This window comes from Kribbella sp. NBC_00482, from assembly GCF_036013725.1.
GTDB lineage: Bacteria > Actinomycetota > Actinomycetes > Propionibacteriales > Kribbellaceae > Kribbella.
In genome coordinates this window covers 5,427,420-5,442,112 of sequence record NZ_CP107881.1, presented here as the reverse complement: position 1 = coordinate 5,442,112, position 14,693 = coordinate 5,427,420, and the positions used below count along the sequence as shown (strand labels likewise).

At 70.1% G+C, this 14,693-nt stretch carries 15 protein-coding genes; 12 read left to right on the top strand and 3 right to left on the bottom strand.

Annotated elements, in window-relative coordinates; all coding sequences use genetic code 11:
* Positions 1–10: 10 nt before the first annotated feature.
* The 5 genes from OHB24_RS26585 (at position 11) to OHB24_RS26565 (ending at position 4,635) form a co-directional block, all read left to right on the top strand.
* Positions 11–817, top strand: coding sequence for a peptide MFS transporter (locus OHB24_RS26585; RefSeq protein ID WP_327633566.1), 807 nt, complete (start codon positions 11–13; stop codon positions 815–817).
* The gene (locus OHB24_RS26580; RefSeq protein ID WP_327633565.1) at positions 787–1,485 is read left to right on the top strand and encodes an oligopeptide:H+ symporter; all 699 of its coding nucleotides are present in this window, start codon (positions 787–789) and stop codon (positions 1,483–1,485) included. The genes OHB24_RS26585 and OHB24_RS26580 overlap by 31 nt, the downstream gene beginning before the upstream one ends.
* Before the next feature lie 69 nt (positions 1,486–1,554).
* Entirely contained in the window at positions 1,555–1,863 is a 309-nt protein-coding gene (locus OHB24_RS26575; RefSeq protein ID WP_327633564.1) for a hypothetical protein, read from the top strand.
* Positions 1,860–2,945: a flavin-containing monooxygenase gene (locus tag OHB24_RS26570; protein ID WP_327633563.1), complete on the top strand. Its 1,086-nt coding sequence runs from the start codon at positions 1,860–1,862 to the stop codon at positions 2,943–2,945. Before OHB24_RS26575 ends, OHB24_RS26570 begins: the two co-directional genes overlap by 4 nt.
* A 52-nt stretch (positions 2,946–2,997) precedes the next feature.
* Positions 2,998–4,635 carry a helix-turn-helix transcriptional regulator gene (locus OHB24_RS26565; RefSeq protein WP_327633562.1) on the top strand — a complete coding sequence of 546 codons (1,638 nt, stop codon included), beginning with the start codon at positions 2,998–3,000 and terminating at the stop codon, positions 4,633–4,635.
* On the opposite strand, the gene OHB24_RS26560 is transcribed toward OHB24_RS26565, so the two are convergent.
* Positions 4,620–6,116, bottom strand: coding sequence for an FAD-dependent monooxygenase (locus OHB24_RS26560; protein WP_327633561.1), 1,497 nt, complete (start codon positions 6,114–6,116; stop codon positions 4,620–4,622). The two genes, OHB24_RS26565 and OHB24_RS26560, sit on opposite strands and share 16 nt — an antisense overlap.
* 50 nt (positions 6,117–6,166) lie before the next feature.
* On the opposite strand from OHB24_RS26560, the gene OHB24_RS26555 reads away from it, so the two are divergent.
* Together OHB24_RS26555 and OHB24_RS26550 are read left to right on the top strand one after the other, a co-directional pair.
* Positions 6,167–6,808, top strand: coding sequence for a TetR/AcrR family transcriptional regulator (locus OHB24_RS26555; protein ID WP_327633560.1), 642 nt, complete (start codon positions 6,167–6,169; stop codon positions 6,806–6,808).
* Positions 6,809–6,843: 35 nt separating this feature from the next.
* A complete protein-coding gene (locus OHB24_RS26550; protein ID WP_327633559.1) occupies positions 6,844–7,368 on the top strand; it encodes a hypothetical protein in 525 nt (174 codons plus the stop codon).
* Here OHB24_RS26550 and OHB24_RS26545 read toward each other — a convergent pair.
* Together OHB24_RS26545 and OHB24_RS26540 are read right to left on the bottom strand one after the other, a co-directional pair.
* On the bottom strand, positions 7,343–8,350 hold the full coding sequence (locus OHB24_RS26545) for a pirin family protein (protein ID WP_327633558.1): 1,008 nt from the start codon (positions 8,348–8,350) through the stop codon (positions 7,343–7,345). The genes OHB24_RS26550 and OHB24_RS26545 overlap by 26 nt on opposite strands.
* The gene (locus tag OHB24_RS26540) at positions 8,347–9,390 is read right to left on the bottom strand and encodes a PHP domain-containing protein (RefSeq protein WP_327633557.1); all 1,044 of its coding nucleotides are present in this window, start codon (positions 9,388–9,390) and stop codon (positions 8,347–8,349) included. The genes OHB24_RS26545 and OHB24_RS26540 overlap by 4 nt, the downstream gene beginning before the upstream one ends.
* 116 nt (positions 9,391–9,506) lie before the next feature.
* Here OHB24_RS26540 and OHB24_RS26535 point away from each other — a divergent pair, with 116 nt between their 5' ends.
* The 5 genes from OHB24_RS26535 to fabF all read left to right on the top strand — a co-directional run bounded on the left by OHB24_RS26535 (position 9,507) and on the right by fabF (position 14,685).
* On the top strand, positions 9,507–10,721 hold the full coding sequence (locus OHB24_RS26535; protein ID WP_327633556.1) for a PucR family transcriptional regulator: 1,215 nt from the start codon (positions 9,507–9,509) through the stop codon (positions 10,719–10,721).
* 78 nt (positions 10,722–10,799) lie between these two features.
* Positions 10,800–11,993: an acyltransferase domain-containing protein gene (locus tag OHB24_RS26530; RefSeq protein ID WP_327633555.1), complete on the top strand. Its 1,194-nt coding sequence runs from the start codon at positions 10,800–10,802 to the stop codon at positions 11,991–11,993.
* Positions 11,990–12,979: a beta-ketoacyl-ACP synthase III gene (locus OHB24_RS26525; protein WP_327633554.1), complete on the top strand. Its 990-nt coding sequence runs from the start codon at positions 11,990–11,992 to the stop codon at positions 12,977–12,979. Before OHB24_RS26530 ends, OHB24_RS26525 begins: the two co-directional genes overlap by 4 nt.
* 80 nt (positions 12,980–13,059) lie before the next feature.
* Entirely contained in the window at positions 13,060–13,308 is a 249-nt protein-coding gene (locus tag OHB24_RS26520; RefSeq protein WP_130380551.1) for an acyl carrier protein, read from the top strand.
* 141 nt (positions 13,309–13,449) lie between these two features.
* Positions 13,450–14,685, top strand: coding sequence for a beta-ketoacyl-ACP synthase II (fabF, locus tag OHB24_RS26515; RefSeq protein WP_327633553.1), 1,236 nt, complete (start codon positions 13,450–13,452; stop codon positions 14,683–14,685).
* Positions 14,686–14,693: the final 8 nt, after the last annotated feature.

Below are 14,693 nucleotides of genomic sequence, written 5' to 3'. Positions count from 1 at the left end.
GTAGTTGAGCATGTCCGGAGCGCAACAGGACGTTGGCGAGGGGAAGACCTTCTTCGGACATCCGCGTGGGTTGATGACGCTGTTCACCACCGAGTTGTGGGAGCGGTTCAGCTACTACGGGATGCGCGCGATCCTGTTGCTGTACCTGACCGATCAGGCGCACGGGCTCGGGCTGGGTGAGTCGCTCGGGCAGGCCGTGGTGTCGATCTACGGCGCCTCGGTCTACCTGCTGTCGGTGCTCGGTGGCTGGTTCGCGGACCGCGTGTTCGGCGCGCGTCGCACCGTCCTGTACGGCGGTACCGTGATCGTCGCCGGCCACCTGTGTCTCGCGATCCCCTCGACCGCGCCGGCGTACGCCGGGATCGCGCTCGTTGCCCTCGGCACCGGACTGCTGAAGCCGAACGTGTCGACGATGGTCGGAACGCTCTACGAGCAAAACGATACGCGGCGGGACTCGGCGTTCTCGATCTTCTACATGGGCATCAATATCGGGTCGTTCTCGGCGCCGTTCGTGGTCGGGTTCCTGCGCCGCGAGTTCGGGTTCCATGTCGCGTTCGCGGCGGCCGCGGTCGGTATGACGCTGGCGCTGATCGCGTACCTGCTCGGCCGGCGCACCCTGCACGGCCGCGGCGATACCCCACCGAACCCGCTGACCGCCGCGGACCGGCCGACGATGATCAAGGTCTCGTCCGCGGTCCTCGTGCTGCTCGCGGTGGTGTTCGCGTGGTCGGCCTGGCGGTCGGGCGGCATCGGCCCCCGGCCGGTCGTCGACGCGATCTCGTACGTGTGCTCCTGGCGCCGATCGCGTACTTCGTGATGCTGCTGCGGAGCCCGCTGGTCACACCGGTCGAACGGCAGCGGGTGCGTGCGTACATCCCGTTGTTCGTCGCGGCGATGCTGTTCTTCATGCTGTTCGAGCAGGCCGCGACCACGCTGACGACCTTCGCCGCCAGCCGGACGCAACTGGACCTGTTCGGGGTGGAGATCTCGCCGGAGTTCTTCCAGTCCGTCAACCCGTTCTCGATCGTCGTGCTGGCGCCGGTGTTCGCGGTGATCTGGATCAAGCTCGGCGACCGCGGGCCGTCGATCGGGCAGAAGTTCGCGACCGGGCTGCTGCTGGCCGGCATCTCGTTCGCGGTGATGGCGCTCGCCTCGTCGGTTGCCGGGGACAACCTCGCGTCACCGCTCTGGCTGGTCGGCGTGTACGTGGTCCAGACGCTCGGCGAGCTGTTCCTCTCCCCCGTCGGCCTGGCTGCGACGACGGTCCTGGCGCCGCGGGCGTTCCTCAGCCAGATGATGGCGCTGTGGTTCCTCGCCCCGGCCGCGGGTCAGGCGATCACCGCCCAGCTCGTGCAGGCGACCGAGGACGCGTCGGACACGGCGTACTTCGGCGGCCTCGCGGTCGTGACGATCGTGGTCGCGTTCGTCGTCTTCGCACTGGCGCCGTGGATCCGGCGGCACACCGACGTACGAGAAACCTCGTAGTCGCCCCGTTCACGAGTTGCGCATTCCGTCCGACGCGGACAAGGGTCCGCGAGACCTAGCGTCGGTGACATGACTGGCGCAAGCGTTGCTCTTCTCGCGGGGACGATGTCCACCATCCTCTTCGCGTCGAGCGCGCTGCCGATGGTGGTCCGGGCGATCCGGACCCGCGACCTCGCGTCGTACAGCCCGGCCAACCTGGTCCTGGCCAACGTCGGCAACGCCGTCCACTGCATCTATGTGGTGCACCTGCCGCCGGGACCGATCTGGTTCCTGCACGGCTTCTACGTCGTCACGTCCGCGCTGATGTTGCTGTGGTGGCTGCGCTTCCACAGTCACCTCCACAGTCACCGGCGCGAGGTCAGGGAGGTTCTGACATGAACACCATCATCATCGGCGCCGGACAGGCCGGGCTGTCCACCGGCCACCACCTGCAACGGCTTGGGGAGCCGTTCACCATCCTCGACGGCAACGCCTCGGTGGGCGATCAGTGGCGGTCGCACTGGGACAGCCTGCGGCTGTACTCCCCCGCGAAGTACGACGGGCTTCCCGGCCTCCCGTTCCCGGGCGATCCGTGGCACTACCCCGGCAAGGACGAGGTGGCCGACTACCTCGCGTCGTACGCCGCTCACTTCGAGCTGCCGATCCGCCGCAACACGCGCGTCGACCGGCTCGAACGCCGCGACGACCGATGGATCGCCACTGTCGGCCGCGAGGAGCTCACCGCGGACAACGTCGTCGTCGCGACGGGCACCTTCGGGCGTACGCCGTACCTCCCGGACTACGCGGTCGACCTGGATCCGGCGATTCGGCAACTGCACTCGTCGGAGTACCACCGGCCGGCGCAGCTCAAGGACGGGCCGGTGCTGGTCGTCGGCGGCTCGCACTCCGGCACGGACATCGCGTACGAGGTCGCCGAGACGCATGCGACCGTGCTGTGCGGTCGCGACCCCGGGCAGATGCCGTTCAAACCCGGACGGCCTGGACAGAAGCTGTTCTGGCCGGTCTTCCTGTTCCTCGGACGGCACGTCATCACCCGCCGCTCGCCGATCGGCAAGGCCGCGATGAAGGACCTGCGGTACCACGGCGGCCCGATGATCCGGGTCAAGCGGGCGGACCTGCTGGCGCGCGGGGTCGAGCGGGTGGCCGACCGGGTCGTCGGCGTCCAGGACGGAAGGCCGCTGCTGGCCGACGGGCGGGTGCTGGATGTGGCGAACGTCGTGTGGGGGACGGGGTTCCGGCAGGTATTCGACTGGATCAAGGTCCCGGTGGCCGGGGCGGACGGCTGGCCGCGGGAGTACCGCGGGGTCGCCACGGACGCGCCGGGGTTGTTCTTCTGCGGACTGTGTTTCCAGTACTCCTTCAGCTCGATGGTGCTGCCCGGGGTCGGCCGGGACGCGGCGTACGTCGCACGGCGGATCGCAGCTCGCACCGGCGCGGGCCGGAGCCTTGCGGCCGCCTGACCCGGCAGCGCATGCTCGCGAGTGAGCAGGCGCACGAAGCGTGGGGGCGTGAATGGGGATTGTCGACGATCTGCAGCAGGCCCGGTCGGCGTTCGAGCGGCGGGACTGGGCGGTCGCGTACGAGCGACTCACCGCGGTCGACCGGGAACCGGGCGCGACCGGGCTGGGTCCGGACGAGCTCGGCACGCTGGCCACCGCGGCGTACCTGCTCGGCGACACCGACGCCTGCATCCGGGCGCTGCAGCGCGGTTACCGCCAGCAGACCGAGGCCGGCAACGTGCTCGGCGCGATCCGGTTCGCGTTCTGGCTGGCCCGCATACTGAACGACCGCGGCGAGGGTGCCATCGGCAACGGCTGGGCGGCCCGCGCCGAGCGACTGATGGTCGGCCAGCCGGAGGACGTCGTGGAACGCGGCTACCTGCGCATCCACGACTTCTTCCGGTGCCTGGACGACGCGGACTTCCCGGGCGCCCTGGCCGTCGGAGACGACATCCTCGCCATCGCCCGGCGGCACGACGACTCGGACCTGCTGGCGCAGGGCCTGGTGTGCAAGGGCCGCCTACTGCTGTACTCCGGCCGCGTACCGGAAGGGCTCGCCCTGCTGGACGAGGCAATGATCGGAGTCGCCGCCGGTGAGTTGTCGCCGATCTTCGCGGGCAATGTGTACTGCGCGATGATCGAAGGCTGCCAGGAGGTCCTCGACTTCGGGCGCGCCTCTGCGTGGACGACAGCGTTGACGCGCTGGTGCGACAGCCAGCCGGACCTCGTGCCGTTCACCGGGCAGTGCGCCGTCCACCGCGGACAGATCCTGCGACTGCACGCGGCGTACCCGGAGGCGCTCGCGGAGTTCGAGGACGCATGCCGTCGGTACGAGGCGTCCGGGGCGGACGTCGCGGCGGGGCTGGCGTTGGGCGAGCGTGGCGACGTACTGCGGATTCGGGGTGACTTCGCGGCGGCGGACGCGTCGTACGATGCGGCAGCCGGGTTCGGGTACGAGGCGCAGCCGGGGCGGGCGCTGCTGATGGTTGCGCGCGGACGTGTCCCCGGCGCGGTTGCCGCCGTACGTCGGCTGCTCGCAGAGACGGGTGATCCGGTCCATCGCTCGCGGTTGCTGGCGGGCGCGGTCGAGGTCCTGCTCGCCGGTGACGCCGTGTCCGACGCCGAGGCGGCGGCCGGTGAATTGTTGACAATCGCCACGGGCTTCGGCTGTGAGGGCTTGCGGGCGTCGGCGGCGTACTGCTCCGCCTTGGTGGCTCTGGCCGCCGACGATCCGGACCGGGCGCTACCGCACGCTCGCACGGCGGCCCGGTTGTGGGGTGAGCTGCGGGCGCCGTACGAGCTGGCGCGCGCGAAGGTGCTGGTCGGGCGGGCCGTCCGGCTGCTCGGTGACGACGACTCCGCGACGGCCGAGCTGACCGCGGCCTGCCGCAGCTTCGCCGAGGTCGGCGCGGAGCCGGCCCGGCAGGGCGCCGAGCGGCTGATCGGCCGCAGTACCGCGGGCGGGCTGACCGGGCGCGAACTCGACGTCCTACGGTTGGTTGCGGTGGGCAACAGCAACGCCGAGATCGCGGACCGGCTGGTGCTGAGCGACAAGACCGTCGCCCGGCACCTCACCAACATCTTCGCGAAGCTCGACGTACCGTCCCGGACCGCGGCCGCGGCGTACGCCCGCGATCACGACCTGCTTTGAACGACCCAGGTCGACAACGCTTCGTCCAGGCCCGTCACGGTGCCGTCCGCGGCGGCCCAGGCGACGTACCCGTCCGGCCGGATCAGTACGCCGGTGAGGTCGCCGTCGTACTTCGTGGTGAGCACGCGGACCCGCCCGGACGCGACGTCGCGCAACTGCGCCGAGTCGGTCAGGTCCAGCAGCAACGGCCTGCCGTCGAACAGGTGCTCCCCCAGCCGCGTGCCGTCTGCGAACTTGAAGTCGGGCGCGCCCGAGCCGACCAGTTCGTGCGTGCCCTCGATCGAGTAGCGATGCAGGACACCGGACAACTTCTTCGCGAGGTACGTCGTACCGCCCGCCGTCTCGAGCAGGTCCTTGACCACACTGCGCAACGCCGAAGTCCGGAAATCCGTGCGCATCAAGGCGATCTGGGCCCGCGTCCAGTCCAGCACCCACTCTCCGACCGGGTGCCGCTCGGTCGTGTAGGTGTCGAGGAGACCCGCGGGCGCAGTGCCGTGGATCGTCGCGGCCAGCTTCCAGCCGAGGTTGACCGCGTCGCCGATCCCGAGGTTCAGGCCCTGGCCGCCGAAGGGCGAGTGCACGTGTGCCGCGTCCCCCGCGAGCAGCACGCGTCCCTTGCGGTACGACGTAGCCTGCCGCGCGTTGTCGGTGAACCTGGTCGCCGACAACACACCGGTCACCGTGACGCCGACGCCGGTGACCCGACGCAGGCTGCCCTGGATCTCGTCGGCCGTGATCGGTGCGTCGCGGTCCTCCGGCGGGCCGTCGAACTCGACAGTCAGCACCCGGCCCGGGACCGGCCCGTGCGCGTAGAGCCCAGTCTCGGTGTAGTTCCAGCCGCGGAGCAGTCCCTCGGCGCCCTCGAGCTCCACGATCGCCTGCCGGCCGGTGATCGCCGGCTCGGTACCGGGGAAGTCGAACCCGGCCACCTTGCGCACCAGGCTGCGTCCGCCGTCGCAGCCGACCAGCCAACCCGCCCGCACCGAGCCGTCGCTCAACTCGACGGTCACACCCTCGTCGTCGGCGTCGAAGCCGGTGACCTCAGCCCCGCACCGGATCTCCACGCCCAGCTCGGTGGCCCGCGCGCCCAGCACGGACTCGATCGCCTGCTGGCCCACCGCGACGACCGACACCGCGGGACCGGCATCGCGGAAGTCCGGATCCGCGAAGTCCACGCCGGCGGAGCTGACCATGATCCCGGCGAAGTGCCCGGCCGGCGGCGGACCGCTCGGTGCCTTCCCGCCCCGGAACGCCTTCATCTGCTCGTACGCCAGCCGCTGGTGCTCCTGCAGCACCGGCAGCATCCCGCGCCGGTACAGCGCCTCGGCGGTCGGCACGTTGATCGACCCGGCCTTGATCGTCGGGTCGATCTCGAGCAACCGCTCGACGACCAGTACGTCGACCCCGGCCAGCGCGAGCTCGCAGGCCAGCATCAGTCCGACCGGCCCGCCGCCGGCGATCACTACGTCCTTGTTGTCCATGCGAAGAATCTTAGACTGAGTATAAAATTTGGTCCAGTACAATCCTGGGTATGGCCGAGCAAGGACTGCGCGAGCGCAAGAAGCAGGCGACCCGGCGGATGATCGCGGACGTGGCCACCGGCCTGTTCGTGACCCGCGGGTTCGACGCGGTGACAGTCGCCGAGATCGCCGAGGTGGCCGGGGTGTCCAAGATGACGGTCTTCAACTACTTCCCGCGCAAGGAGGACCTGTACCTGGACCGGCACCTCGACCGGCTCCGTGAACTCGAGGCCGTCGTCCGCGACCGGCCCGCCGGTGAACCGGTGTCCACCGCGATGCGCCGCTACCACCACGAACTGCTCGCCGCGGGCCACCCGCTCTCCGGCGCGATCGCGGGCGTGCACGGGTTCTGGAGCGTGCTGCAGTCCAGCCCCGCTCTGATGGCCCGCATGGTCGAGCAGGAACACGAGATCGGCGACATGCTGGCCGGCGTACTGACCGAGGAGACCGGCGACGAGTTCTCCGCACGCCTGGTCGCGAACCTGCTGACCGCGACCATCACCACGATCTTCCGCACCCCGGTCGGTCGGATCATGGCCGGCGACGACGTCGAGCAGGTACGCCGCGATCAGGTGGCAGTCATCGACCACGCGTTCGACGTACTGGAACAAGGAATCGGTCCTCGGAGGGAGCAGCTTCACTCCGACGGGTGAGGCGGCGCCGGGGCGCCAGGACGGATGCTCGGAAGGTGAGCACAACAGAGCGTCCCGTCCCCCGCTGGGCCTATGTCCTCGCCCACGCGATCCCGTTCCTGACCCTGCCGTCCGGGCTCTGGCGGCTCGGCCTGGTCTTCGGTTCGTCGATGGGCATGCTGGACGACAGCGGAAACCCCGCCCAGCTCGGCGGGATCGGCGGCAAGGTGTACGTCGTCTGCCTGTCGATCTTCTCCGAACTGGTCGCCCTGACCGCACTGGGCCTGGTCAGCCGCTGGGGCGAGGTCGCGCCGCGCTGGATCCCGTTCATCGGCGGCCGGCGGGTCCATCCGTACGCCGCGATCGTGCCCGCCGTCCTGGGATCGCTGTCGCTGATCGCGATCTGGACGTACGGGTTCCGCGACGTCTTCAGTGACGCCTTCATCCCGTTCGCCAGCACGCCGTGGGCGGCGCTGATGATCGCGTGCTACGCGCCCTTGCAGCTCTGGGGTCCGGCGCTCCTGGTCGTCACCTGGGCCTACTACCGGCGCCGGGTCAGCGCGCCCGCGGTCGCGGTCTGAGCGTCGTCCCGGGCAGCGGCGGAGCGGGCAATGGATCGCCGTCGTACCCCGGGACCACGGGGAAGCGGTCGTTGCCTCCAGCATCGATCGCGGCCTGCCAGGCGTTCCGAGCGGCGACGATGTCCTCGTGCGAGCGGCCGATGAAGTTCCACCACATCACCAGCTCCTCCTCGAACGGCTCGCCGCCGATCAGCAGGAACCGCACACCATTGCCCGAGGCAACAAGCTCGATCGCGTCCCGGCCGGCGCCGAGGTAGGTCATCTCGCCGAACCCCGGGTTCAGTTCCCCGACCGTCAGCGATCCGTCGACCACGAGGACGGCGTACTCGTTGGACGGGGTGAGCGGGAGCGAGACCGTACGGCCCGGCTCGATCGTGACGTCGGCGCCGACCAGCGGGGTGTACGCCGGGGCGGACGAGGTGACACCGGCGACGGTCCCGATCATCACGGTCACCTGCGCGCCGTCGAGTTCGAGCCGCGGCAGGTCGGCGTACGCATTGAAGGCCGGCGGGGTCGTCGTACGGACGTCGTCCGGCAGGGCGACCCACAACTGGGCGCCGTGCAGCCTCGGCGGGGCGTCCGGGGCGGAGACCTCGGAGTGGGCGATGCCGTTGCCGGCGGTCATGATGTTCAGCTCACCCGGGCGGACGAACGCGTGCGATCCGACACTGTCGCGGTGTTCGATCTCGCCCTCGAACAGCCAGCTCACCGTCTGCAGACTCGTGTGCGGGTGCGGCGGAACCTGCATGCCGCGTTCCCCCGGTACGTCGTACGAGTCGACGCGCTGCGCCAGGTCCTCCGGTCCGTAGTGGTCCACGAAACACCAGGCGCCGACCATCCGGCGGTTCTTGTTCGGCAGCAACCGACGTACCTTCGTGGTCCGTCCAAGGACGACGTCGCGCGCCTCGAGCATCTCCAGCGCAGGCCCCTCGCAGTCCCCGGTCCCGACGACCTCAGCCGGATCCTTCTCCAGGTCACTCATGGTGCCGTCCATTCCGCGAGTTTCTGCTGGTCCCAGGTGTTGATGACGCGGTCCGCCGTGACACCGCAGTCCTCGGCGCGTTCGCAGCCGTACACCTGCCAGTCGAGCTGGCCGGGCGCGTGCGCGTCGGTGTCGATCGAGAACACGCAGTCCATCTCGACCGCCATCGAGAGCAGCCGCTTCGGCGGGTCGAGCCGTTCGGGACGGGAGTTGATCTCGACCGCCGTACCGAACTGGCGGCATGCCTCGAACACCACCTCGGCGTCGAACTCCGACTCCGGTCGGGTCCCGCGAGCGCCGGTGATCAGCCGGCCGGTGCAGTGACCCAGGACGTCCACGTGCGGGTTGGCGATCGCGCGGACCATCCGCTCCGTCATCGGCTCGGACGCCATCCGCAGCTTCGAGTGCACGCTGGCCACGACCACATCCAGCCGGGCGAGGATCTCGGAGTCGCAGTCGAGGGAGCCGTCCTCGTTGATGTCGACCTCGATACCGTTCAGGATCGTGAAGCCGTCCAGCTCGTCCTGGAGCTTCTTGTTGAGCTCGGCAACGACCTCGAGCTGCTGCAGGCGCCTCTCCCGGGACAGGCCGTTGGCGACGGTCAGCCGCGGCGAGTGATCGGTGAGCGCCATGTACGAGTGGCCCAGGCGGTGCGCCGTACGTGCCATCTCCTCGATCGGGCTGCCGCCGTCGGACCACTCCGAGTGCAGGTGCAGGTCCGCCTTCAGCTCGGCGCGCAGCCCCTTGCCCGCGCCGGTCAGCTCCCCGGCGTCGCCCTCCAGCTTCACCAGGTACGCCGGGGTCTCGCCGTCCATCGCCTCGATGATCACGGCCTCGGTCTTCGGCCCGATCCCCGGCAGCTCGGTCAGCGTCCCGGCCCGGCGGCGCGCTCGCACCTCGGCGGCCGGCAACGCGGCGATCGTGTCGGCCGCCCGCCGGTACGCCTTCACCCGATGCGTCGGCTGCCGGTCGCGCTCGAGGTAGTACCCGATCGCCCGCAGGGCCGCTACGGCGTCGGCCACGCCCGCGTTGTCGGTCATGCTGCCAATCATGGCAGGGCGGACCGCCACGCAGGCAGAACCCGGCAAACGGGGCCTCCGAAAGGCGATCTGGGTGGGTTCTGCCTGCATGGCAGTCCGGGGACTATGGTCGGTCCGTGGCGAAGGGTGCGCATCTGGCGCGGGCGGAGCGGTTGCAAGGAGCGACCGGCGCGCTCGCCACCGCTGCGATGGCGGCGATGGAAGAGAAGCTTCCGTGGTTCGCGAAGTTGTCGGCGCAGGACCGGTCGTGGATCGGGCTCGTCGCGCAGTCCGGTATCTCGGCGTTCGTCGAATGGTTCCGCGATCCCGACGCGCACTCGTCGATGCCGACCCGGATCTTCGGGTCCGCGCCGCGCGAGTTCACCCGGGTGATCTCGCTGCACCAGACCGTCGACCTGGTGCGGACCACGATCGAGACCATCGAGAACACGATCGGCACCCTGCTGCCGCCCGCCGACGTGCCGATCGTCCACGAGGCCATCCAGCGGTACGCCCGCGAGGTCGCGTTCGCCGCCGCCACCGTGTACGCGCAGGCCGCCGAGATGCGCGGCGCCTGGGACGCCCGCCTGGAAGCCCTCCTCGTCGACTCCGTCATCCGCGGCGAGGCCGACGAGTCGGTCCGTTCCCGGGCCTCCGCCCTCGGCTGGACCGGAGCAGCCGGTACGACGGGAGCCGCCGAGGTCGCCGTGGTGGTCGGCCGGGCCCCCGCCGCCGAACCGGCCGAAGCCCGCAACGCCGACTCGAACGTCGCGGACCTGGTCCGGCACGCGGCCCGCGAGGCGGGTGCTGACGCTCTGTGTGCGGTCCAGGGCGACCGCCTGGTGGTGGTACTCGGCGGTACGAGCAAACCTGTCGAGATCGTACAAAAACTCGCGCCCTGGTTTGGACCCGGTCCGATCGTGGTGGGACCGGTCGTGAAGGACCTGATGTCGGCCGTGACCTCGGCCCGAGCAGCGGTCGCCGGCCTCCGCGCCGCCGTGGCCTGGCCGGGCGCCCCACGGCCTGTTCCGGCCGACGAACTGCTCCCGGAACGGTCACTCTCCGGAGACGGCCACGCCCGCCGGCAGCTCGCGAACGAGGTCTACGGCCCGCTCACCGTAGGCGATGGCGTGCTCCTCGACACGGTCTCGGCGTACCTGGACTCCGGCGGATCGATCGAGGCGACGGCCCGGGCGATGTTCATCCACGCCAATACCGTCCGGTACCGGCTGAAGCGTGTGGCGGACATCACCGGCTACAACCCACTGAATCCGCGCGACAGTTTCACGTTGCGTGTCGCACTGACCTTGGGTCGCCTGCTCAATCCCGAGCCCGGAAGCACCGTTTTGTAGGATCTCTACAAACCGGCCTCGGAGAATTCGTGCTCGCTCTTCCGCTCACGACGGGCCCGGCTGAGGGAGAGTGGTCACGTGCTCGTCATCGTCGCACCCGGTCAGGGTGCCCAGACCCCAGGATTCCTCGAGCCGTGGCTGGCGGACCCCGTGTTCGAGAGCCGGCTGAACTGGCTCTCCGCGGTCGCCGGTCTCGACCTCGCCCACTACGGCACCGAAGCCGATGCCGACACGATCCGGGACACCGCGATCGCGCAGCCGCTGCTGGTCGCCTCCAGCATGCTGGCCGCGCTGGCCGTCTTCCCGCACCCGGCCGACGCCTTCGCGAAGGTCGGCGCGGTCGCCGGTCACAGCGTTGGTGAGCTCGCCGCCGCGGCCGGCACCGGTGTACTGAGCGCCGAGCAGGCGATGGTCCTGGTCCGCGAGCGCGGCAAGGCGATGGCCGCCGCGGCCGCGCTGACGCCGACCTCGATGACCGCGGTGCTGGGCGGCGACCGCGACGAGGTCCTCGCCAAGCTCGCCGAGCACGGCCTGACCCCGGCCAACGACAACGGCCCCGGCCAGATCGTTGCCGCAGGCACCGTCGAGGAGCTGGCCGCGCTGGCCGCCGATCCGCCCGCGAAGGCCCGGCTGATCCCGCTGTCGGTAGCCGGTGCGTTCCACACCCGGCACATGGAGCCGGCCGTCCAGACGCTGGCGAAGTACGCGACCTCGATCAGCACCCACGACCCGCGGACCCGCCTGATCTCGAACCGCGACGGCCACATCGTCCATGACGGCCGGGACGTCCTGCAGCGGCTCGTCACCCAGGTGAACTCGCCGGTCCGCTGGGACCTGTGCATGCAGACCATGGCCGACCTCGAGGTGACCGGCATCCTGGAACTGCCGCCGGCGGGCACCCTGACCGGGATCGCGCGGCGCGCCCTCAAGGGTGTCGAGACGTTCGCACTGAAGACCCCGGACCAGCTCGACGACGCCCGCGCGTTCGTCGAGAAGCACGGCAGCCCGTCCGAGATCGACGCCTCCCCCACGTGGCGCCTGCTGGTCGCCCCGATCAAGGGCACCTTCACCCGCAAGGTCGACGTACTGCGCGAGTCCGGTGCGACCGTCGAGGCCGGTGAGGTCGTCGCGAAGGTGGCCAGCCTGCGCGACGAGGTCGACGTGACCGCGCCGCACGGCGGCATCGTCGTCGAGTGGCTCGTCGAAGAGGGCGACCCGGTCGCCCCCGGCCAGCCCCTGGTCCGCCTCCACCCCGCCGGGAGCAACGCATGATCAACGCATCGACAGGCTCGGAGTACGCCGGGATTCTCGGGATCGGGTCGTACCGGCCGCGCCGGGCGGTGCCGAACGCCGAGATCCTCGAGCAGATCGACTCCAGCGACGAGTGGATCCAGACCCGCTCCGGCATCAAGGAACGGCGCTGGGCCAGCGAGGACGAGACCGTCCTGATGATGTCGGCGAACGCGGCCAAGGAAGCGCTCGCCGACTCCGGGATCGACCCGTCCGAGATCGGCTGCGTGATCGTCGCGACCGTCACGCACCTGTACCAGACGCCGGCGATCGCGACCCGGATCGCGGTCGAGGTGGGCGCCCCGACGGCGGCCGCGTTCGACATCTCGGCGGCCTGTGCAGGCTTCTGCTACGGCGTCGCGATGGCCAACGACCTGGTCCGCGGCGGCAGCGCGAAGTACGTGCTGGCGATCGGGGTCGAGCGACTCAGCGACATCACCGACCGGACCGACCGCGGTACGGCGTTCATCTTCGCCGACGGCGCCGGCGCCGCGATCGTGGGACCGACCGACGAACCGGGCATCGGCCCGGTGGTGTGGGGCTCGGACGGTACGCAGCACCAGGTGATCAGCCAGAAGGAATCCTGGGTGGAGGTGCACGGCAACCACAACTGGCCGCACCTCACGATGGACGGCAACCCGGTGTTCCGCTGGGCGTCGTTCGAGATGGCCAAGGCCGCGCAGCGGGCGCTGGACGTGGCCGGTGTGAAGGCGGAGCAGCTCGACCTGTTCGTCCCGCACCAGGCGAACATGCGGATCACCGACGCGATGCGCCGCACGCTGAAGCTGCCCGAGCACGTGAAGGTCGCCCGCGACATCGAGCGCCAGGGCAACACCTCGGCCGCGTCGATCCCGCTCGCGATCACCGCGATGCGCGAGGCCGGCGAGGCCAAGAGCGGCGACCTCGCCCTCATCATCGGCTTCGGAGCCGGGCTGGTGTACGCAGCCCAGGTCATCCGTTTGCCGTAGTCCATAGTTGTCCGGGGGCGGCTCAGGTGGCCGCACCCGGCTGTGACAGCCAGAAGAAATCCGAAAGGGAACCAGAGAACATGGCCAGCACCGAAGAGATCCGTTCCAGCCTCGCCGAGATCGTGAACGAGATCGCCGGCATCCCGGTCGAGGACGTCCAGCTGGACAAGTCCTTCACCGACGACCTCGACGTCGACTCGCTCTCCATGGTGGAGGTCGTGGTGGCCGCCGAGGAGAAGTTCGACGTGAAGATCCCCGACGACGAGGTCAAGAACCTGAAGACCGTCGGCGACGCGGTCGCGTTCATCGAGCGCGCCCAGAACGGCTGACGTACGCCGTCACCCGTGCTGGCCCGGATGCTCATCGGGCCGTGACCACGGTCCGATGAGCACCACGCCCGTACCGCGACAAACGCAGTACATACCCCTCGCTCCCAACCGCAGAACGCTCATGTGAAGGATGAGGTAACCATGTCGAAGACCCGAGTCGTCATCACCGGACTCGGAGCCACGACTCCGCTCGGCGGCGATGTGACCAGCACCTGGGAAGGGTTGCTGGCCGGTCGCTCCGGCGCACGGCGGCTGACCGACGAGTGGGTGCAGAACCTGGCGGTGCAGATCGCCGCACCGGTCGCGGTCGAGCCGACCGAGGTCATCGAGCGCGTCAAGGCCCGCCGTCTGGACCGCACGGCGCAACTCGCCGTCGTCGCCGCCCGCGAGGCCTGGGCCGACTCCGGCCTCGAGGACTCCGGGCTCGACAAGGAGCGGCTCGGCGTGGCGGTCGCCTCCGGGATCGGCGGCCTGCACACCACCCTGTCGAACTACGACGCCCTGCAGCAGAACCCGCGCCGGGTGTCGCCCTTGGCGATCCCGATGCTGATGCCGAACTCGTCGGCGGCCTACGTCAGCCTCGAGCTCGGCGCGAAGGCCGGCGTCCACACCCCGGTGTCGGCGTGTGCGTCCGGCAACGAGGCGATCTGGCTGGGTCTGGACCAGATCCGGCTCGGCCGCGCGGACGTGGTGGTTGCCGGTGGCGCCGAGGGCGCGATCATGGCGCTGCCGCTGGCCGCGTTCGGGATGATGCAGGCGCTCAGCAAGCGCAACGACGACCCCGAGAAGGCGTCGCGTCCGTGGGACGTGGACCGCGACGGGTTCCTGCTCGGTGAGGGCGCCGGGATCCTGATCCTGGAGTCGTACGAGCATGCGAAGGCGCGCGGCGCGAAGATCTACGCCGAGCTCGCCGGCGCGGGCATCTCCGCCGACGGCCACGACATCGCGCAGCCCGACCCGACCGGTTCCGGTGCGCGGCGGGCGATGGAGCGGGCGCTGTCCGAGGGCAACCTGACCCCCGCCGACATCTTCCACATCAACGCGCACGCCACCTCGACGCCGCAGGGCGACATCGCCGAGTCGCTCGCGATCCGGCAGGCGCTCGGCAAGGAGGCCGACCACGCGGTCGCCACCGCGCCGAAGTCGATGATCGGCCACCTGCTCGGCGGAGCCGGCGCGGTCGAGTCCGTCGCCACCGTGCTCGCCCTGAAGAACCGGGTCTCGCCGCCGACCATCAACGTGGACAAGCTCGACGACGAGATCGACCTGGACGTCGCGACCGAGCAGCGCAAGCTGCCCGACGGGGACATCGCGGCGCTGAACAACTCCTTCGGCTTCGGCGGCCACAACGCCGCCATCGCCTTCAAAACGCTGTAGTCCCTGGA